At 35.7% G+C, this 21,779-nt stretch carries 18 protein-coding genes; 3 read left to right on the forward strand and 15 right to left on the reverse strand.

The window, feature by feature from the left end; translation table 11 throughout:
* Window positions 1–2 precede the first annotated feature (2 nt).
* The 3 genes from F5ESL0263_RS08125 to F5ESL0263_RS08135 form a co-directional block, all read right to left on the reverse strand.
* Entirely contained in the window at window positions 3–461 is a 459-nt protein-coding gene (locus tag F5ESL0263_RS08125) for a LytTR family DNA-binding domain-containing protein (RefSeq protein ID WP_046308190.1), read from the reverse strand.
* Window positions 462–615: 154 nt separating this feature from the next.
* Window positions 616–1,911 (reverse strand): adenylosuccinate lyase, encoded by a 1,296-nt coding sequence (gene purB / locus F5ESL0263_RS08130; protein WP_122036250.1) that lies wholly within the window; start codon window positions 1,909–1,911, stop codon window positions 616–618.
* A 3-nt stretch (window positions 1,912–1,914) separates the two neighbouring features.
* Entirely contained in the window at window positions 1,915–3,204 is a 1,290-nt protein-coding gene (locus F5ESL0263_RS08135; protein WP_122036252.1) for an adenylosuccinate synthase, read from the reverse strand.
* 194 nt (window positions 3,205–3,398) lie between these two features.
* Here F5ESL0263_RS08135 and F5ESL0263_RS08140 point away from each other — a divergent pair, with 194 nt between their 5' ends.
* On the forward strand, window positions 3,399–4,391 hold the full coding sequence (locus tag F5ESL0263_RS08140; protein ID WP_122036254.1) for a GMP reductase: 993 nt from the start codon (window positions 3,399–3,401) through the stop codon (window positions 4,389–4,391).
* Between the two features lie 181 nt (window positions 4,392–4,572).
* Here the strand turns inward: F5ESL0263_RS08140 and F5ESL0263_RS08145 are convergent, their stop codons facing one another.
* From F5ESL0263_RS08145 to F5ESL0263_RS08175, 7 genes are all read right to left on the reverse strand, one after another.
* A complete protein-coding gene (locus F5ESL0263_RS08145) occupies window positions 4,573–5,697 on the reverse strand; it encodes a glycoside hydrolase family 172 protein (protein WP_046307930.1) in 1,125 nt (374 codons plus the stop codon).
* A gap of 8 nt (window positions 5,698–5,705) precedes the next feature.
* Window positions 5,706–6,110 carry a PTS fructose transporter subunit IIA gene (locus F5ESL0263_RS08150; RefSeq protein ID WP_109715949.1) on the reverse strand — a complete coding sequence of 135 codons (405 nt, stop codon included), beginning with the start codon at window positions 6,108–6,110 and terminating at the stop codon, window positions 5,706–5,708.
* A gap of 9 nt (window positions 6,111–6,119) precedes the next feature.
* Window positions 6,120–6,938: a PTS system mannose/fructose/sorbose family transporter subunit IID gene (locus F5ESL0263_RS08155; RefSeq protein WP_046307934.1), complete on the reverse strand. Its 819-nt coding sequence runs from the start codon at window positions 6,936–6,938 to the stop codon at window positions 6,120–6,122.
* Window position 6,939: 1 nt separating this feature from the next.
* Entirely contained in the window at window positions 6,940–7,731 is a 792-nt protein-coding gene (locus tag F5ESL0263_RS08160; RefSeq protein WP_046307936.1) for a PTS sugar transporter subunit IIC, read from the reverse strand.
* Between the two features lies 1 nt (window position 7,732).
* Window positions 7,733–8,227: a PTS sugar transporter subunit IIB gene (locus tag F5ESL0263_RS08165; protein ID WP_122036256.1), complete on the reverse strand. Its 495-nt coding sequence runs from the start codon at window positions 8,225–8,227 to the stop codon at window positions 7,733–7,735.
* Window positions 8,228–8,398: 171 nt separating this feature from the next.
* Window positions 8,399–11,119, reverse strand: coding sequence for a sigma 54-interacting transcriptional regulator (locus F5ESL0263_RS08170; RefSeq protein ID WP_158593033.1), 2,721 nt, complete (start codon window positions 11,117–11,119; stop codon window positions 8,399–8,401).
* Between the two features lie 95 nt (window positions 11,120–11,214).
* Window positions 11,215–12,114 (reverse strand): LysR family transcriptional regulator, encoded by a 900-nt coding sequence (locus F5ESL0263_RS08175; protein WP_122036260.1) that lies wholly within the window; start codon window positions 12,112–12,114, stop codon window positions 11,215–11,217.
* Between the two features lie 101 nt (window positions 12,115–12,215).
* Between F5ESL0263_RS08175 and F5ESL0263_RS08180 the strand changes: the two genes are divergently transcribed.
* Complete coding sequence (locus F5ESL0263_RS08180) at window positions 12,216–13,658, forward strand: FAD-dependent oxidoreductase (protein WP_158593034.1); 1,443 nt, start codon at window positions 12,216–12,218, stop codon at window positions 13,656–13,658.
* Between the two features lie 67 nt (window positions 13,659–13,725).
* Here F5ESL0263_RS08180 and F5ESL0263_RS08185 read toward each other — a convergent pair whose 3' ends face one another.
* Genes F5ESL0263_RS08185 through F5ESL0263_RS08195 form a run of 3 tightly spaced genes read right to left on the reverse strand, consistent with a single transcriptional unit; the run spans window position 13,726 to window position 17,749 of the window.
* Window positions 13,726–14,982, reverse strand: coding sequence for an MFS transporter (locus F5ESL0263_RS08185; RefSeq protein ID WP_122036264.1), 1,257 nt, complete (start codon window positions 14,980–14,982; stop codon window positions 13,726–13,728).
* 21 nt (window positions 14,983–15,003) lie between these two features.
* Complete coding sequence (locus F5ESL0263_RS08190; RefSeq protein WP_122036266.1) at window positions 15,004–16,485, reverse strand: FAD-binding protein; 1,482 nt, start codon at window positions 16,483–16,485, stop codon at window positions 15,004–15,006.
* Between the two features lie 10 nt (window positions 16,486–16,495).
* Complete coding sequence (locus tag F5ESL0263_RS08195) at window positions 16,496–17,749, reverse strand: MFS transporter (protein WP_122036268.1); 1,254 nt, start codon at window positions 17,747–17,749, stop codon at window positions 16,496–16,498.
* 128 nt (window positions 17,750–17,877) lie between these two features.
* Here F5ESL0263_RS08195 and F5ESL0263_RS08200 point away from each other — a divergent pair, with 128 nt between their 5' ends.
* On the forward strand, window positions 17,878–18,795 hold the full coding sequence (locus tag F5ESL0263_RS08200; RefSeq protein ID WP_122036270.1) for a LysR family transcriptional regulator: 918 nt from the start codon (window positions 17,878–17,880) through the stop codon (window positions 18,793–18,795).
* A 159-nt stretch (window positions 18,796–18,954) separates the two neighbouring features.
* Here F5ESL0263_RS08200 and F5ESL0263_RS08205 read toward each other — a convergent pair whose 3' ends face one another.
* Together F5ESL0263_RS08205 and F5ESL0263_RS08210 are read right to left on the reverse strand one after the other, a co-directional pair.
* Window positions 18,955–20,658: an adenine deaminase C-terminal domain-containing protein gene (locus F5ESL0263_RS08205; protein ID WP_122036272.1), complete on the reverse strand. Its 1,704-nt coding sequence runs from the start codon at window positions 20,656–20,658 to the stop codon at window positions 18,955–18,957.
* Between the two features lie 54 nt (window positions 20,659–20,712).
* On the reverse strand, window positions 20,713–21,765 hold the full coding sequence (locus F5ESL0263_RS08210) for an ABC transporter substrate-binding protein (RefSeq protein ID WP_074426222.1): 1,053 nt from the start codon (window positions 21,763–21,765) through the stop codon (window positions 20,713–20,715).
* Window positions 21,766–21,779: the final 14 nt, after the last annotated feature.

The raw sequence follows: 21,779 nt of genomic DNA on the forward strand, positions 1-21,779 counted from the left end.
TATTAAGACCTTCTTTCATTGAGTCGATCATTTAGATTACGATAGTAGTGCCGCGAAACATAGACAGTTTTATAAGAATCGCGAAAATTAATTTTGCAGTTCGAAATTGAACGTGTTAATGAATAAATTTGATTTAAATTTAAGATGGTTGATTTTGAAACACGCATAAACTGATTACTTAATAACTTCTCCAGTTCGTATAGTTTATAATCAACAATAAATGCATCCCTGCACGTGTGTGCAATTACCTGCTTATCTTCAGTTTCAAAAAATAAAATCTCGTTCAAGCTCAGATAATAAGAAACATTCTCTTTTTTGCCTTCAATTTGATCAGGATGACTATTAATCCCCTGTAATTGCTGATATATCTGTTCAACTTCTGGAGTAACAGCTTTAGCATTAATAGTTACACATGTATCTTCATCATCTAAATCAGGATTTAGTTCTATTTTTATTTTCACAATTCTCACCTGCCCTTCATTACTTAATGATTTAATTAAACTATTATTTTTATTTTAAATCTAGCCTTTTTGTCCAAGTGGCAATTATCTCGAACTAAGTGGACAATTATAGACAAACAAAAAGCAGTTCATTGTGATATGAACTGCTTTTTAATTATTCTAATCCAACTTTTTTGAAGATCTCATCAACATGACGTAAATGATAATGATAATCAAATGCATCCGCTACATCAGCTTCTGACAAATAATCCATTATTTTACTTTCTTCAACTAGTTTTCTAAATGAAATTCCTTCATTCCATGATTTAGTTGTTAGCTTTTGAACCATATCATAAGCATCTTCACGAGAAAGACCTGCTTCATCAATTAGTTTCAGCAGTAAGCGTTGCGAATAGATTAGGCCATATGTCTTATCCATGTTTTTGAGCATTGTTTCTGGGAAGACATCAAGGTTAGTCAAAATTCGATTAAACCTATCTAACATATAATCAATTGCAATAGTGCTGTCAGGTAAAATGATACGCTCAGCACTTGAATGAGAAATATCCCGCTCATGCCATAGCGTTACATCTTCATATGCCGTTACGATATGTCCACGCAGTACTCGTGCCATTCCACAAAGATTCTCTGAACCAATTGGATTACGCTTATGTGGCATCGCAGATGAACCTTTTTGCCCAGCACGGAAATGCTCTTCAACTTCATGAATCTCTGAGCGTTGCAAACCGCGAATTTCAGTTGCCCAATTTTCAATACTAGTAGCAATCAATGCTAAAGTAGCAATATACTCAGCGTGCAAATCACGTGGTAAAACTTGACTCGTGATTGGTTGTTGCGTTAATCCTAACTGCTTTAAAACACTCGTTTCAATCTCTGGTGGAACATTAGCAAAAGTACCAACTGCACCCGAAATTTTACCTGATTCAACACCTTTGGCTGCATGCTCGAAACGTTCGATATCACGATTAATTTCCGCATACCAACGTGCAAGTTTCAAGCCGAAAGTTGTTGGCTCTGCTTGGACACCATGTGTCCGGCCCATTTCTACAGTATTCTTATATTTACGCGCCTTTTCAGCAATCGTCTTTTTCAATTCATGCAGATCTTGACGAATGATCTCATCTGCCTGCTTTAAAATATATCCTTGTGCAGTATCAACAACATCAGTTGAGGTCAAACCGAAATGAACCCACTTTTTCTCAGGTCCAAGGCTTTCAGATACCGTTCTTGTAAAAGCAACAACGTCATGATGCGTCACCTGCTCCAACTCTGCTACTCTTTCAGCAGTAAAGCTAGCATTCTTAGCTATCTTTTCCGCATCTTCTTTTGGAACTTCTCCTGCTTCACACCAAGCGTTAGTAGCCGCAATTTCAACTTTTAACCAAGCAGCATACTTGTTTTCATCTGACCAAATTTTGCCCATCTCTGGGCGTGTGTAACGTTCTAGCATAAATTATATTTCCCATGGATTTCGTAAAACAATCGTTTGTTCACGTTCAGGACCAACCGAAACTGTTACTAGTGGAATATCAACTAATTCAGAAATGCGGTTTAAAAACTTTTGGGCATTTTCTGGTAAATCATCCCAAGATTTTGCACCAGTTATATCTTCTTGCCAAGCAGGAAGTTCTTCATAAACTGGCTTGCAACGGTCTAATTCCTTTAAGCTTGCTGGGTAATAATCGATTTCTTGACCGTCAAGTTCATATGCTGTAGCAATTTTTACTGTATCAAAACCACTAAAAATATCTAGCAAGTTAAGGCTAAGTCCATTAATTCCAGAAACACGTTTAGCGTGACGCAAAGCAACTGAATCGAACCAACCCACACGACGTGGCCGTCCTGTAACTGTTCCATACTCATGTGCAGTTTCACGAATTAAATCCCCAGTTTCATCATTAAGTTCAGTTGGGAATGGGCCAGCACCTACACGAGTTGTGTAAGCCTTGCAGACACCGATTACTGTGTTTAAGCGATTAGCGCCGACTCCCATTCCACTGGCAATTCCACCTGAAATTGAGTTTGATGAAGTGACAAATGGGTATGTTCCCTCATCAATATCAAGCATAATTCCTTGAGCACCTTCAAACAAAACTTTTTCGTTGTTATCAAGCGCATCGTTAACCAAAACTGAGGTATCAGTAACGTATTTCTTTATTTTTTGACCATATTCATAGTATTGGTCAAAAATGTCGTCAAATTTAAGTGCATCTTTACCATAGACTTTGGTAAAGAGTTCATTTTTCTCTTTTAAATTAGCTCGTAGTTTTTCTTCAAAGGTGTCTTTTTCAAGCAAGTCACAAACTCTGATACCAATTCTAGATGCCTTATCCATATATGCCGGGCCAATTCCGTTTTTGGTAGTACCAATCTTGTTTGCACCCTTGGCTTCTTCTTGGTACTCATCTTGCAAAATATGGTATGGCATAATAATATGCGCACGGTTTGAAATCTTTAGTTTACTGGTGTCAATTCCACTTTCTTCTAGGCTTTTTACTTCACCTAGTAATACTTCTGGATTAATTACTACACCATTACCAATAACCGCACCCTTAGCTGATGCAAAAATTCCGGATGGAATCAAGCGCATCTTAAAAGTTTGGTCATCAATTTCAATTGTGTGTCCAGCGTTATTACCACCATTCGAGCGAACTGCATAAGCAGCTTCCTTACTAAGGAAATCGGTAATTTTACCCTTTCCTTCATCGCCCCATTGGCTTCCAACAACTGCAACTGCTGTCATTTTCATTCACCTCATCAAAATCTACAAATATCACGTGAATAGTCTAGCAATTTATAGCTATGTAGTCAAATTTAAATGCGAATTATAACCACAAGGTTATTTTAAATAGTTCGATTTTTATATTGACAAAAAAAGGCTTTTTGATTATAGTAATTTGGTTCAAAACCAAGATTTATATAGGAGTTAATTTACTCATGAGTAATTATTTTAGTGTGGAAGCTTTTGACTATGATGACATTCAGCTTGTTCCCAATAAGGGAATCATCAAAAGTAGACACGATGCAGACACAAGTGTTAAGTTTGGAAACCGAACATTTAAAATTCCAGTTGTGCCGGCTAACATGGAAAGTGTTATTAATGATGAACTTGCTGTCTGGTTAGCCAAAAATGGTTATTACTATGTAATGCATCGCTTTCAGCCTGAAAAGCGCCTTGACTTCATTAAAATGATGCACGAAAAAGGGCTATTTGCATCAATTTCAGTAGGAATTAAACAGGGTGAATACAACTTTATCGATCAACTAGCTAAAGAGAACATTGTTCCAGAATACATCACGATTGACGTTGCACATGGTCATTCGGTTTATGTTATCGACATGATTAAGTACATCAAAGAAAAATTGCCTGACACTTTTTTAACTGCTGGAAACATTGCTACCCCAGAAGCAGTCCGCGAATTGGAGAATGCAGGAGCAGATGCGACTAAAGTCGGTGTTGGTCCTGGTCGTGCATGCATTACCAAACTAAAAACTGGCTTTGGTACAGGTGGCTGGCAATTAGCTGCTTTAAGAATGTGTAGTAAAGTTGCAAGTAAACCTGTGATTGCTGACGGTGGTATTCGTTATAACGGCGATATTGCTAAATCTGTTCGATTCGGTGCAACAATGGTAATGATTGGCTCAATGCTTGCTGGTCATGAAGAATCTCCTGGTAATGTCATCAAAATCAATGGCAAAACATATAAGCAATACTGGGGATCTGCTTCAGAAGTCCAAAAGGGCGCTTATCGTAACGTTGAAGGTAAGCAAATGCTAGTGCCATACCGTGGTTCAATTGCTGATACGTTGACAGAAATGGAAGAAGATCTACAGTCTTCTATCTCCTACGCAGGTGGAAAAAACCTCAGTTCTATTAAATTAGTTGATTACGTTATTGTTAAAAACACTATTATGAGTGGTGATAAATAATTATAATAATTTTTTATTGTTATTATTAATTTGCAGTGGCATTAAATAAGTATTTCCGTTAAAATGGTATTTATCTCAGTATTGTTAGGTAGTCAGTACTGGGATTTTTTTGTGCACATTTTTCCAATAAAAAAGCACTGACATTATCTTGCGATAATATCAGTGCCTTAATAAATACATCTTATCTAGGTAACCGTTCTTCTCTTGATAAAAATTTTCGGAAAGGATTGTGCGGCTCGCTCTGATACCAATATGCAACAGTTGAAACGTCATCAGAACGTTCATACAAAGTAATGTCGTTATTACCGATATCCTGGAAAGTAACTTTTAAGCTTTCAGAAAAAGCAATTGGGTCAGGCAAATGCCATCTATACAAACCGTGCTGTGGTAGTCCATCATTTCCGCAAGCGTGAACTGAGTTAGGATCAGGCTTACCTGCACTGAACATATCTCTAGTATGGTCTTGAGTTTCATGGAATGGATAACCTTGATATGGTGTTGAATAAGTATAAGTCTCCGGTAGATGACCATACTCTTGCTTTTGAAAGGCCCATGCACCTCCAAAGTAGTCTTCAGCACCAGTTGAAGTTACCGTTGGATATTGCTCATCGTTATCAATATAGAATTTAAATTCGCCTTCACCCCACCAATACCTTTGCAGTGCACAAAGTGCCATGTAGGTTCCAACATAGTAGCCTTTACCTTTAACACCATCAATCAAAGTGTAATCTTGGCCTTTTTTAACTGGATCCTCACGATTCCAATAAGCATGGAAATACAATAAATCATCCTCTGGTTCAGGTTTTTCTACATAATTAATAGTGTAGAAAAAATGCTTTATAAATGCTGGATGCTCATTAGTAATAGTAATTTTAGCGTGCTTGTTGAAAGGCATTTTAAAGTAGGAGTTCATGCCGCCAATTGGATTAACAACAATTGGCACAGAATTCACAATACAGCGTGTTCCAAAACCATTACAAAAGAAATCGCCTAGTGGAACTTCAACGGAAGGAGTTTCCTCATCATCCCAGTACATTCTTAAGACTAAATCCCTCAGTACAAAGCTACCCATAGTTGTTTTATCTGTAACGGTAAACCACATATGACGAATCTCACCTGGACCATCAATATCAGCTAAAGTGACCGTTTCGCCTTCTTCTAGCGAAATATCAGCACTACCCTTTCTTTGTGGCCCTAACTTACCAGTTGCCATTGCAGCTTGACCAGGTGCACCCGTTTTATTCTCAGCAGAAATCGTTCTGCTTTTTTCATTTTTGAAGTGTAATACGTCATCTAAAGTGCTCATCATCTCACCTATTCATCATCGTCATCGCCAGTTGAATCAATCGTTGATACCTGAAATAATTGTTGTCTTGCTTCATCAACCATATTAGCAATATTGATTGGTTGGTTATTTTTTACTGCTAAAGCGAGTTCAAGTGTGAAGGGTAAATTAACACCCGTAATCACGTGAACATTGTCAGACATGAATTGACTAACAACTTGATTAACGCTACCAAAACCCAAATCTGTCAGCAAATAAAACTCATCATCTGGATTAAGCAATTTGCTAATTCTATCCTTCAATTCATCTGTTCCTTCATTATCCATGTAAGCACAAATCGAAGAGACAATTTTTTGATCGCTTGTTAAACCAGTTAACGTTTCTTGATAGCCTTTTGCCAGCGTGTAATGAGTAATAACAATTATTTTCTTCATAGGTATTCCTTACTTTAAAAATCCAAAGGCTGCTCCAAACATTGCGATTACAATAAATAACAAAATAACCCAAGTCATACTTAGTTTCTTTGACTTCAATAGCTTATAAGCTAGCAAAACAAGTAATGCCGGAATCATTTGTGGCAATATTTTGTCTAACATTGGTTGAATCTGCATTGAAACTTTACCAAACTGAAATTTTAATGGTGAAGTAACTGAGATAACTGAACCAATTAATGAACCAACAACTGTAATTCCCAAAACAGAAGCAGCTTCTGTTAAATAATTAATTTTATCACCGTATTCGGTAATAATTTTTGACCCTTGACGATAACCAAACTCGAAACAATGCATACGAAGGAAAAAGATAATTGCAATTAGAACTCCCCAAAGCAAAATTCCAAATGGATTATTTTGTAAAGCCATATAGGCAGCAATTGAACCCATAATCGTTGGAATCATTGTCATTAATAATGAGTCTCCGATTCCAGCTAATGGTCCCATTGTACCAACTTTAAAATCGTTAATTGCCGTCTTAGCAGCTAAACCTTGCTTTTCTTCCATTGCCACACAAGCACCCAAAACAATAGCAGCAAGCCAAGGTTGAGTATTGTAGTATTGGAAATGATTGTCCAAAGCTTCTACATAATCATCATCATTCTTATATATTTTACGCAAAATTGGAGACAATGCATAGGCTACAGAAGCACCTTGTTGAGTTTCGTAATTGTATGTCTCAACACTCATCAGCCAACGATAATTAGCCTTGTGTAAGTCTTTCTTGGTTACAATTGGACCATAAACATCTTTTTGATTTTTCTTATTCATTCTATTCATCCTCTCCAATACCAGAAGTTACATTTGCAGCATCAGCAGCTGCTCTAGCCTGACCTTCTTTTTCAGCTTGTTTGTAAGTTGAAAATGCAGCGGCAAAACCAATAATTGCAGCACCGATAATTGGAACTTTTAAGAAGGCTGCCAAGAAGAACCCAATTAATAAGTAATTAACTAATTTACCGGTAGGCATATAGTTAAGTAACATTGCAATTCCGACAGCAGGTAACATTTCACCAGCAATTGTTAAACCACTCATGAACCATTTCGGCATAACTTGTAGTATAAAGTTAACAGCTGATTGGCCTAAAGTAACTGAAATGAAAACAGGGATAGCTGCAGACAAACCAAAGAAGATTGGTCCTAACCATGTTACGGCGTTCATCTTTTTAAATTCACGCGCATCAGCATAGCTTTTAGCTTTTTTAGCAACGAAACCGTTCAAAATCTTAACGATAACATCTAATTGAACACCTAACATCCCAACGGGTAATCCGATTGCTAAACCAGCACTCTTACCCATCGAAACACCAAAGGCAGTTGCGATAATTGCAGTCGTTCCGTAGTCTGGTACTGATGAACCACCAAAGCCAGCTACACCCAATGACATTAGTTGAACTGTACCACCAACTAATAAACCTGTTTGAACATCGCCCATGATGATACCTGTAAATAAACCCCAAAATACAGGATAATTGACAAATAGCATCGGTATACCGTAGTAATCAATATGCTTAATAAAAGCTAAAAGCGTTAAAAGAATTATTTGTAAAACTGTAAAGTGCATATTATTTATTCTTCCTATCTTCTAAAAACTCTTTGGTCACAACAACTTCTTTATCAGCAGGAACATACTGTGAAATTAGTTCAACACCCTTTTCTAGTAATTTTTCATAATCTGCAATTTCAGCATCATCTGCAAATGCCCTTTTTGAAATTTCAATGCCGTTTTCACGTGCAGTCGTTCCACCAATAATTAGTTTGTCAATTTTGACCCCACTATTAACTAAATCGAGAAAAGTTTTAGGCTCCTTAGCCAAAATAAGTAATTTCTCTGGATCATATTTTCCACTCTTAAAATTAGTTAGTGCTTTTTCTTCTGTAATGATTGAAATTGCATTACCAGCTGGGCGAGCCATTTTCATAGTTGCCTTGCTAACCGCATTGTTTGCCGTATCATCATCAATTACCATTACACGATTGGATCCTGACTGTGGCGCCCATTGCGTTACAATGATTCCATGTAACAACCGATTATCTATTCTTGCTAATACAACACTCATGCTTATTCCTCCTTAAGAATAATGTTTATTGCTTTCACCATTTTATTAGCAATTATCGTGCCAAGTTAGTGTCTAAAAAACCAGCAGTACTATATACTGCTGGTTTCTCTTTTTTTGTTTACTGATTTGACACTGTCTCATTAAACAAAGCTATAGTGTCAAAAGTTATTTCTATTGATTTCCAGAATTAAATACTAATTCATAGATATATTGAATCTCGGTTAAAGGTATCTTTATATTATAAATCTCTTCAAGCGGCTTTAATGCCATGCGAATATCAGCCATCCCCTTTTTGTTATTTTGGTCTTCCTGAAAATCACGTGGACCATTTTCTAATGACTGATTGCGAATAATTCGTTCAATCATGCAACTAATATGAACATATAGAGACATTACAGTTTGATTAGATAATCTCTTATCCAAGCACTTGTTTAGTCGGTCAATGCATGTTCCAATATTTTTAATTACTGCCTTGGTGTCTAAAATTGTTAGTGAGTTAATAACTCGTTCAATACTAAAGTTCCTAAGTATAGAATCGTTAAACTCATATAAATCTTGACTGTTTAAGTCGCCCTTTAGTACGTCTTTTAGTACGTTTAGTTTAGAACCGTTCACTAGCTGATCAATCGATATAAATGGAATGTTTTGATATTCAGGGTTAGCTGTTCCAATAACTGTCAAGATGTTGTATTTACGCTTAATTGCATTTTCTTGATCTTCAATTTTTAATGAATCATAGGAATAAGCTTTAACTACAACTTTTGTTTTGCTTGGCAAACTTTCTTTTATCATATCTTTGATTTTGATTGCTGTACCCACACCAGTTGTGCAACAAACAATAATTACATCCTGCTTAATCATTTTAGGATAAATAATTCGATAGTCATTATGAATACTATCGTTCATATTTTTAATCATTGCTTCAATTGGCTTTTTCTTTTTGATATAGTCAGCCGCAAATAATGCTAACTGTGTTGAAACATTATTAAATATTACAATTGGAAAATTTATTTCTGTTTTTAACAATTCAGGAATTTTTTCTAATGAACCCATATCAGCCATTAAAATTATGCCATCTTTTACATGACGAACATGAATGTAATCTGACACTTTTTGTGCAATGTCTTCAGGTTTAATATCAATAGGCATATCAAATGAATCAAGTAGCGGCTCACCAATTATTTTATTAACCGTGTCCGCAATACTACTTGCCGTTGAATATCCATGTGCTAGTAATATACAGTGAATTAGATCTGAATTCTTTTCGCGTTGGACGCTTTCAAGGTATATGGTCAAAAATAATTGATCAATTTCATCAGTATATAAATTCAAAGTGTTACCAATCGTGTCTATAATCAGCTGCACAACTGGTTTAATATAATTCGCCTCATTCATTTTACCGATTATTTCATCAACTAACTTACTATCCTCAATAGTAACCTGCCAATGGTTTTCCTGACGGAAATAAAAATAATAAGAAATAGCAACTATAATATTCCCATTGAAATCATTATTAAGGTTATCTTGAAGATACCCAACCTTGCGGTTAAGCATATTCTTGATTAATTCAAGCGGTAACTCACCTATATTCAAATCATCTTTTTTAAAAATCAAATAATCACATAATGAGTTGATTGCCTCAAAGGCCTTGGTTTTAAAATTTGTAAAATCTTCCTGCTTATATAGCAGAAAGATTTTTTCAATTGTCTTTTTGATGTAGCTATCACGCTGTTGATTTTCTAAAAAGTCTGCAACATTGCTCTTGGGTCTGATAATCAGGTCAGCCTTGCTAGGCGTTAGCACTTCTTCTTCATTAGCACTTGTAAGCAAAATAGATTGCGGTAAATCGGCAAGTTTTATACTTACAGTATCTGCTTGAGGATTCTTCTCAAGAGCACTGGCTACTGACAAAAGCACATCATTTTTCAATTGGCCAATATTATTTGTGAAACTTGTATTGGTTAACGTAGAAAAGACTTGATTATTAATTTTGATTGCTTTATTTATTTTTTTCGCATGTTCTATATAAAAATAAATAATTAAAGCACTAATTTCATTTATTGTCCGTTCATTTAACGGTGGCATAGTAATTTGTACTGGTATTCGACGGATAAAAGTCGCTAAAAAATTACTTTCAACATTTTCCGTTGTAGCACATATTAGTCTAACGTTAACCTTTTTATTTTTACCAGCATCACCTAACGGCGAAATCATTCCCGTATCAAGATAAGAAAACAATTTCTCTTGCCCTTTAGGATCAAGTCGGTGCACTTCATCTAAAAACAGCATACCTCCATCTGCATCATCGAAAAGACCAGGATGGTCATCATCGGCACCAGTAAAGGCTCCTTTGACATAGCCAAAAAGCGTGCTAGTTAGTAATTCAGGATTATCAGCATATTCTGCACAGTTAAAGCTAACAAATTTACCATCCGCAGGAATATATCCTTCTGCTACACAATAATCAAAGTACTTTCTAGCAATATAGCTTTTACCCGTTCCTGTTTGACCATTTATTAGTACAGGCAAACTTCCCGGATATGAGGCCGCTGCCTTCAATTTCTTTATTTGACTATAAAGAGATTTATCATTCCCAATTACACTAGCAAAAACATCTTGATGCTGATATTCGCTATGTAAGCTTTGAATACTATCATATTCATTTTCTAACTCACTTTTTGCTTTTTTCTCAGCAGTCTCCTTATCAATAAAGATAGCTGGACGAGTATTTATTTTAATTAATTTATTTTCTTTAACTAATTGATTTAAATAATGGCTGACAGTATTACGCTTAATATCAATTTTTTCAGCTAATTGATTCGTCGTTAAATAATGATCTTCATCTTGCTGTTCGTTCTTAATTATTTCTAGCAGTTGTTCTTTTACATTCATGCTAATTTCCCCATTACATAATCTTATCACCATGTTAGCGGTTTTATAGAAACTGTTCAAGTTAGAATATCAAAGTCACCAATACCTAAACAGCTTTATTTAGGCAGTATATTAGTGGGAACTATTTCTTTTAGTATGGCTATGATTCTTTGAAATAACGTATCATTCTCTTTATGCATCGGATATGCCACTCCATAGGAAAAAGGATCACTATAGTTTAAATAAGAATATTTAAATCCCTTTTTATTAAGGTCAACTACAAAATTAGGCATAATTGCAACTTGATTTACTGTAGCTGAAATATAATCGTACATCAAAAAATAATTATCAACTGTTTTAATATTTTCTGCATTAAGTTTTTGGCATAGCACTTGATTAAGGTGGTAAATACTTGGATATGAGCGATCAGTAAAAGGAACTAATACACAAGTGTTTTTCAGTTCAGTAATACTCACCTTTTTGCCAAAATCAAAATTAGCATTTGCGTTATACATTAAGACAAACTTACCAGAAATTAGAGAAACAAAATTCAGTCCTGAAGCACTCTTAATAATATCATCGGAAAGAATAGCAATATCAACCTTGCCATCTGTTAGTTGAGAAACATAATCACCTAAGTAATTAACTGTAAAGTCAAAACTGGTTGGTTTACATTGCCTTATCAAAGTAGGCAGAAAGGAACGCTCAAAAGGCGAATAATCCAGACCTATATTCACGTTGCCAAACAATTCCTTTTGATGCGATTTAGTGATATTTAAAATTGCATTATCCTTTTCTTTAAGAATATTAACTGCAACTTGATAAAAATACTCACCATCTAAAGTTAAAGCAATCTTATGAGGATTTCTGACAAGTAAACGGGTCTTAAGTTCTTTTTCCAAATCGTTAAGGTTTTTGGAAATTGCTGATTGTGAGAAATTAAGTTTACGTGCTGCTGTCGTAAAACTTAGGTTATCAGCAACGTAAATAAAACAGCGAAGTTGTGTGAAATTCATTTTATTATTCCTTTTAGTAATAACATATTCCAATTTTTAAAAACCAGCTTATTTCCCAGGGAATACTATTAATGTGTAATAGTAGAAAGGAAAAAAGCAAAATGACAGATAATTATGATGTTGTAGTTATTGGTGGAGGTTTATCAGGCTTTGCAGCAGCAACAGAGGCAGCAGATAAAAACCTTAAAACATTACTTGTCGAAAAAGGTCGCACTACCGGTGGAACTGGCAATTATGTTGAAGGTGTTTTTGCAGTTCAATCCAAAATGCAAAAGCAGGCAGGGATCGATATCACACCAGAAAGTATTCTCCAAGCTGAATTAGATTATTCACATTATGAAGCCAACGGCTTAATTTGGAAAAAGTACATTGAACATTCAGCAGAAAATATCGAGTGGCTGGAAAAGCATGGAGTAAAATTTAAAGACGTCGTTAATATGGGGACCGGTTTTTCGACTTGGCATCTTTTTGAGGGATATGGTGATAAAGCTATCCATGATGGTTTGGAACCTTATATTAAATCTAAAGGAGTGGAAATTAAGACGCTCACACGTGCAGAAGGACTAACTACTACTTCTTCTGGAAGCTTTCAGCTTAATTTAATTAATGTTACCGACAATTCGACTCAGACGATTAGTGCTAAAGACATCATTTTGGCAACAGGAGGTTATCTAAACAACCCTGAGTTAATGGCCAATGCGCATAAGTATAATCCTCAAAAAATTGTGGCCGTAAACTCTGGAAAAAGCACTGGCGACGGCTTACAAATGGCCTGGTCAGTGGGTGCACGAAAGTTCTTTACCGGAATGACAATGAACTTTGGTGGCCAAATTTATGATAAAACTAATCAGGTACCAGCCTACGAACTCTCTGACTGGAATCTTGGTAGTGCAGTGTGTGATGAGCCAGTTTTATGGATTAATGAAAACGGTGATCGTTTTGTTAATGAATATGACTGCGTGACCAATTGGGCCAATGAAGGGAACTCAATGCTACGTCAAGATCGGGTTTTTGCTATTTTTGATCAAAAAACGATTGATGACTTCACTGAAAAGAGTTTTCCGTTAGATTTACATCCCTTTTATGAATTACCTAATTACCCTAATTTGAAAAAAGAAATTAAGGTTGCCTTGGACAAGAAGCTTAGTTTCATTACTGTAAGTGATTCTCTAGCAGACCTTGCTGAAAAGATTTCAGCTCCTAATCTTGTTGAAAGCATTAATAAGTACAATAAGATGGCAGCTACTGAGTTAGACACTGATTTTGGTAAACCTGCAAAATACTTATTACCAATTACTCAGGGGCCATTCTATGCATTAGAAATGGAAGTTGGTGCTTTCACTACGGGTGATGGGCTGAAAGTTAATGTCAACAATGAAGTTATTGACAACGATGGACATGAAATAAAGCATTTATATGCAATTGGAAGTGACGGCTCTGGAGTCATCTATGGCGACACATATGGTGTTGAAGTTAGTGGAACTCATGCAGGCTACTGTATCTACTCAGCTAGAAATGCTGTTGATAATATAGTAAAGGCGTAGCAGGAGCTTTAACTTTACCATTAACAAAAAGGGGTACTCAGTAATTAGCTGGGCAGCCCCTTTTCTTCTATTTATTTTTAACTTTGCAATAACCATATGCTAGCATTATTAGCATTAATACTAATAAGCCTATTCCTAACATAAAGACAAAATTCCAATTCAATGATAATTCATAAACTAGACTAACTGCAGGCACTGCAAATGCACCCACCAAATAAGTAATCGAATTAATATACGAATAGCCCTTAGCAAAATTTGTTCCTAGAATGTCCTTAGCAAAAATCTGCTCACCGGGTCCATAAATATCTGTTAGAATATCCGCACCGATTGCACTAATAAGTGCAAAGGCTTCTATATGCTTATTTGTTGCCAAGATTAAAAGAGGAAAAGTGCATAACCCTAAAAAAGTCCATACTGGGAGAGCTTTCTTACCACCAAATTTTTCAGTAGTTATTGCAAACAAGGGGGTAATTAAAATATCAACACCTGTCATAATTGTTTCCATTAATCCGCCTACTGTAGCTCCAAAACCGACTTTAACTGCATAGGTTGGAAAAAGTTGACTCATATTAGAAGCAAAAGTAATTGCTATGAAAAAGATTAGTGTAATTATAAACGGTCGTGAAAAAATTATCTTTTTTGGATTTACTTTTTTGGCCAGATACCCCTTATCTGTTTTCCCTGTTTCATCATCACTTATCCCATAAGGCTTCAATCCAATCATTTGTGGACTTGCTTTCATTAATAGTGCACATGGCACTCCTAGTATTAGCGTCATCCACGCAAGAATTAGCATTGTTTGTCTCCAACCACAAATATTGATGAGATAAGTTATCAGTGGTGTCATAATCAACAAATAAATGGTCGAAACAAATGACCCCATTGTAAAAGCAAAATTTTTTCTTTTAGTAAACCAATTATTAAGAACTATACCTTGGACTACAGTTCCACAAGTAGCACTACAAATTCCTACAACAATAGCAAGGAAGTATAACTCCCAAATTCGATTAATTTTTGAAAAGAGCCATATGCTTATAGTGCCAACTATAACGGCAGTAAGAGTGATTTTACTCAAACTAATTCGGTCAATTACTCGATTAATTATTGGTAGCATTGCTGAAATTGAAAAGCTAATTAATGTGTAATACAGCGCTACTATTGACATTCTGCTATTCAAAGATTCTACTAACGGATTTAAAAATAAACTAAATAGTAAAGTGTAAGTATACTCAAGTAAGCTCATCAGCAGTCCAGATGCCAAGACAATTAACCACGGATAAATCCTAGCTAATTTGGACTCCCTAATGTTTTTTCCAATAAACATTGTTTAAAAATAAACAACTAATTATAAAGCGGCTTGTTGTCCAGCTAGTCTGCCAAAAGTCTGAGCATGACTAGCAGTTAAGCCTGGAACATGATCTGGATATGACCCCCAGAAAAATCCACCACTAGCATTACCTGCAGCGTACAAATGTGGAATTGCGTTTCCTTGTGTATTAAGTACTTGCATTTTTGTGTTTACTCTAAGACCATCCAATGTCGCTAATAAGCGTCCACCATACACAGCACCATAATATGAACCTTCTGTAAGTGGCAGAAGTCTAAAGCTCTCTTTACCAAACTCTGTATCCTTACCCTGAGCACACATCTTATTATAGTTATCTACACTGTTTTTTAGATTTTCAACTGGTAAGTTTAACTTTTTAGCCAGTTCTTCAACTGTATCTGCTTTTTGAATAAATCCTTCTTTTATTCTAGTGTTTATTTCTTCTTTGTTTTCATCGGTATTATAAAAACCTGGCCAATTCAATCGTGCACAGCCTAAAGTATGGAACTGCTCTAAATTATCCATTGTTGCATCATTCCAAATCGCTACTTGCAAATAGCCTGGTTGCTTAGTTGCTCTATTCATATCAAATTCATAAGGAGCACTTTCGTTACCTACGCGGTCACCATTTAAGTTCAATTTCAAAAGTGGGTAGCTTCCCATCCAGAAATAACCAATATCTTCCCAAGACTTAATGTAATATTCGTTTGTATTAGTTCCTACTGGCACGGACCCGCGATCAAAAATGATTTCAGCTGGTTCTTCATCACGCCAAGCACCGACTTCAACAGCCGCTAATTGACCAGATCCATCATCACGTGGACTATCGGAGTAAACATTTTTCTTCAAGCCAAGTGGATTCCATTTTTGCATTAAGGCCTCGTTTGAGCCATATCCTCCAGAACAAATAATGACACCCTTCTTAGCTTTGAACTCTTTTAATTCTGATGTCTTAGTGTTTTTTGTTAATACACCAGTTACAGTACCGTCTTCTGTGATTAGATGTTCTAATTTAGTTTGCCACAAAAATTCTGCACCAAGCTCTTTAGCTTTTTCTACGACCCAGTCTCCATAAAAGACATCCTCATGCTTATCATTGGTAACATCGTGTTCTGTAGGAAAAGCTGTATTAATTAAGGTCTGATAATGTGCGTCTGTTTCAGGATATAAGTGAGCACCATGAGGCTTTAAAACATTGTCTTCAAGCCAATCAACTGTAGAAGCACTATTATTAACCCATGTCCAAAGTAACTTTTGGTCAACGTTATCTTGGGCAAAAGCAGATAAGTAATTAATTAATTGATACTTATCAATTTCAATTCCTGCCTTTTTCTGTGCTTTTGTCCCGACCGCAGCAAGTGATAAGCGATATAAAAAGTTAGTACTTTTCATTTTATCAATTACTAAAACCCTAGCACCCTTTTCAGCAGCTGCGCATGCTGCCATGCCGCCAGCATTGCTGGCACCAACTACAATTACATCATATTCGTTTGTGTTCATTTTATTTCTCCTAATCTGCTAATCTTTTTGCTCTATTTTCGCCATAAATTACTGCTAACAAAACGACTAACTCACAAAGCGCAACAATTCCAACTACAATGTTCCAATTGTGTGTTGCATCTGCAATATTACTTAAAACTGGTGTAGCAAACGCACTAACAACATAAGTAATAGAACTAGCGTATGAATAGCCTGCATCAAAGTCTTTACCTAAGATATCTTTGGCAAAAACTTGTTCACCTGAGCCCATTACAACTGAAATTGCATCTGCTGGAATGGCTGCGGCTAAAGCCAAAGGAATCATTCTGGTTTGGTTAGCAATAATCATCAAAATTGGTGCCAAAATAGTTAGAAATAGCCACCATGGAAGTGCCTTTCTTCCGCCAAAGTGGTCAGTTGTTACACCAAATAATGGGGTCATAGCTAAATCAGCTACAGTAATGATGGTTGCAATTAAGCCACCAACATTTGCACCAAAGCCGATTCCTTCAGCAAATGATGGCCAAAGTGATGTCATGTTACCCGCGAATTCATTGAAGCAGAAGAAAATTAGAACTAAGACGAATGATAAAGAGAAGAGTACCTTGCTTGTATTCGAGTTATTTCCAGCTTCTGCATCGGCATCATCGTTAATTTGGTCCAACTCAGCCTGTGAGGAGACACCATAAGGCAACAGACCTAATTTAGCTGGCTCAACTTTAGTAAACAAAGAACATGGTATTCCGATAACCAGCATTATAATTGCCAAAATGATGAAAGCTCTCCGCCAACCGTTACTTTGAATTATTTGTGAAGCAACTGGAGTAATAACTGCTAAAAAAATTGTGTTAAAGAAAGCACCTGCTGTAAAAGCAAAGTTTTTTCTTTTAACAAACCAATTATTTATTACTACACCTTGGACAACATAACCACTGAAACCACAGCAAATACCAACAATCGCAGCTAAAATATAAAATGCAATAACACTATTAGCCATTGAAAATAGCCATGTTGAAACTGCTGCAACTACAATGGATCCTAAAAGAATCATTGAAACATTAACTTTGTGAATAAACTTACCAACTAGCGTTGTACCAACGGCTGTTGCCAAAATTAATACGGTATAATAGTAAGAAACTGAGCCCAATTTTCCACCGCCAATTGAGTTAGCTAGTGGTGTTAAAAATAGGCCCATAACTTGTGTAAAGACACCCGCCACGATACCACAGAGTAGTCCTGTAGTGACTATCATTAGCCATGGATATATTTTCTGTTTATTACTCATTTATCCTTTCTCCTTTGTTAATTACTTTTATCACATTTATGTTAGCATTGAGTTAAGCACTTTCATCAGACATTACAGAAAGCAGCTTTTCCATTTTGGAAAAGCTGCTAATTATCTTCAGGTAAATTATGAATACTAATCAAATCAAATACTTTTTATCATTAGTCAGAACTCGAAATATTACACAAACTGCTAATCAACTATTTGTTTCTCCATCAACAGTTTCTAAAAATATACATAAGTTAGAAACCTTTTTGGGTACAAAATTAATCAAGCCTGGTCGACGTGGAATAGAGCTAACAACTAGTGGAGAATTTTTTTACGTTAAAGCCAAAAGAATATATAAAGATATCGATGATACTGTTACGGATATTAAAAATAGCAATTTAAAAGCACTTGAACCTATTACTATAGCCTTTACTGGATCACTGTTTGAAATAGAATTTCTTTCAAAATTTATTCAAGATCTAGATAATAGTTTGCAACCACGAATTAATCTTGAAATTTTTGATCCTAATGATGGTAACGGCATATCAACCTCATTAATTCAGGGTAAATATGATTTTGTCCTATATCAAAACGACTTTTTTATTGATAAAAAAGAAATTACTTTTAAACCTGTTTTTTCGTCTGGCCTTTCTGTTATTGCCTCAAAGAAAAATCCTTTAAGTAAGAAAAAAACCATAGGTATCAAAGACTTATTTAAGCAAGATGTTTATATCTGGAATTCAGTTCCACCTTTGCCTCTCATTAATCATTTTAAATTTGAACTATCATTAAAATATCCGGAATTCAATTTCAAGAGTATTAGTGATGAAGTGGTACTCGAAATTTTTTGTGCCAGTAATCGTTGCTTAGGGATTGTTCCAAGTATTCTTTACGATAAAGTTAATGAAAAACTTGATTTTATTTTGTTAAATTATAAGTTATCGTTTGAAAATGGTATTGCTTATCGAAAGGGTTACGAGCAAAAGCCCTATTTTCAAAAAATTTTTACAGCTTTGAAAAATGCGGAACTAGAAGAAAAGAAAAAGTGGATTGATTAAGACTTTTGGCTTAGTTCTTTAAGCTACTATTGCTATAGCTGGAATTTATAATCATTAAAAAAGTGCTTCATAATAATTAGCTTGTGTGTCTAACTATCATGGAGCACTTTAATTTTTGTAAAATTTAATCACTCAAATTATAATTCTAAGTAACTACGCTTATTTAACTTCTTCAAATAAAGGGCACTTTTGCTGACTTTTGACATCAAATAAACCCTTATCTGAAATTTTGAAGCTTGGTGAAACAAGCAGAGACAGTGTTGAGAAGGACATAATCTCGTTAGTATTTTTATATCCTAGTTCTTGCATTGTCTTGCGGATTTTACCTATTTCACTACCGAGCACTTGCATTGGTTGGTCACTAGCAACTCCACCAATTGGTAGCTCAGCATTAGCAACTATTTCTTCACCTTTAGCGGCAATATAGCCCCCCTGCTGCTCAATTAATTGATGTTGAATTTTAAGCATTGCCTTTGTGTTGGTTCCCATTACCATCAAGTTATGGTGATCATGTGCCCAGGTGGCGCCTACTGCACCGTCCTTGAGGATGCCGCGATCAACCAGGCCAACACTATAGCGACCTTTTCCACCGTTATAACGGTCTTGTACAAGGATCATAGCTAGGCCTGCTTTTTGCCATTGAACAATATTATTTTCTACTTCTAATTTAACTTGAATATGATTTGTGAAAGTACCAACTGGGTTAACTTGAATGACATTAGCTAATACGTCGCCATTACTTACCAAGTCTGTTTTTAGCACAAAGTCTTCACTCGTTAATTTCGGAGCATTGATTGAATGACGTAACGCTGGTAAAAACTGGTAATCAGTTTTTGTTTCAATATCTTCAGCATTTATCCCGTTTTTGTAAACTGCTTCAATTGACAAAGTACTTGGATCATCCAAAATAACAAAGTCGGCTACTCTACCAGGAGCAATTGCACCGCGATCCCATAATCCCATATGACGAGCTGGTGTGTATGTTGAAATATAAATTGCTTCTTCTGGTGTCATCCCCATTTCGATTGCTTTTTTAACCAAATGGTTCAAATGACTGTGCAGTAAAGTGTCTGGCATTGAGTCATCTGTCACTAGGGCCACGTGCTCAAAATACTTCTGCTCAATAATTGTGTCAATTACTTCTTGGTGCATTGACTTCAGCTGTACTTCAACAAACATCCCGTTACGAATTTTTTCATTAACTAAATCTGCCGTTTGTTGAGTGTGATCAGTAGTGATACCTGCATACAAAACTTTAGCCAAATCTTCACCAGCATATGCTGGAACATGTCCTTCTAATGGCAATGTAGGCTTTTCTTGACGGCAAGTTTTGATAATATCTTTGATTAATGTTTCACGTGGTGATGTCATTCCTTTAAAGTTCATCACCTCACCCAAGCAAATAAACCGGGGATCTTTAAGTAGCTCCTGAACCTCTTTTACACCTATCTGGCCACCAGTTGTTTCCATATCTGGATTAGTCGAAGGAACAGACGAAGGAATACCAAAGAAAATATCAATTGGTGCTGGTTCATCAATAAAGTTTTTGAGTCCCTCAATACCAGCAACATTAGTTATTTCATGGTCATCCGCCACAATTGTCGTTGTACCGTATTTTAAAATCGTTTGACCCATAATTGCTGGCGTAGTCATTGAAGAGTCAATGTGCATGTGGGCATCAACAAATCCCGGAATTAAGTACTTACCTTTTAAATCAAGTGTTTTCTTTGCTTCAATTCCTGGCAAATCTGTATTAATCCAATAGAACTTACCATCTTTGACCGTTACCTGTGTGTCAACAAATTTACGCAGAAATACATTAAAAATATGGCCGTTTTTAATCAACAGATCAACTTGTGTCATTTTTCCTCCCATAAATAAAGAGCTGGTTTTAGCCAACTCTTTTATTTTTCCTTATTACTGATTCATTATCTTGTTCCACTGACTTATCCACGAAGACATATGACTATTCACATAGAAGAAATCAATTGTCTTTGCTCTTTTAGCAATGTCACCGTAAGTCTTATTTGTTGCCTCTGCAGGTGACAATTCAACTTGTGAGTTAACTGGTGCATTATTAAGTGATTTAGCACCAGCAACTTTTTTCTGGTTTTCTTTACTTAGTCTAAAATCAATGTACTTGTAAGCAGCGTCTGCATTTTTGCTATTCTTTAAAATCGCAATATTGTCATAGTTTGCATAAGTACCTGAAGCTGGCACCATGTACTTCAAACTTGGATTTGTCGCTTTCAACATTCCAACGGCGTAGTCACCAACAACTGCAACAGTGATTTCCCCTGTCTTAAACATATTACTCAAATCTGAACTTTGTGCATAAGTTTTTACAACATTTGGTTTCAACTGTTTCATTGCCTGAAACGCTGCCTTACCATCATCCTTAGTCACATCAACATTAGCATGGTCACCTGCAACATAGAGCATTGCAGGACCAAAAGTTGTTGCAAAATCTGGTACGGCAATCTTACCCTTTAATTTCTTTGACCATAAGTCATTCCAATCTTTGATTTGAACTTTCTTTGGATTGTAAATGATCCCTAAACTATTAACAGTGTATGGCACAGTATTAGTCTGTTTAGCTAGCTTTTGTTGATCGCTCGATAAATACTTAAAGTTCTTAATTTTTGAAAAATCTAACTTTTTAAACAGTTTCTTTTTAGAACCTGTAATCGCATTATTTTGTGCTAACTCAATCACATCAACTGTTGAATTAGGGTTGTGTTCTATCTGCGTTAAACGAGTTGAACTATCACCAAATTGCGTAGAAACTTTCACATTATTTTTCTTAGCGTAAGGATCAAGGACATCTGAACGCATTTGCTTTGTTGATAAACCAAAGGTTGATACAACCAATTTACCACTATTTGTACTAGATGAACAAGCCGTGGTTGCAATAGCAGTTCCGGCAACGATAAAGCTGGCAGCTGCCAAGCAAGCTTTTTTGAATTTCATAATAATAAAAAACC

Origin of the sequence: Lactobacillus sp. ESL0263, from assembly GCF_003692845.1 — a bacterium.
Classification (GTDB): Bacteria; Bacillota; Bacilli; order Lactobacillales; family Lactobacillaceae; genus Lactobacillus; species Lactobacillus apis.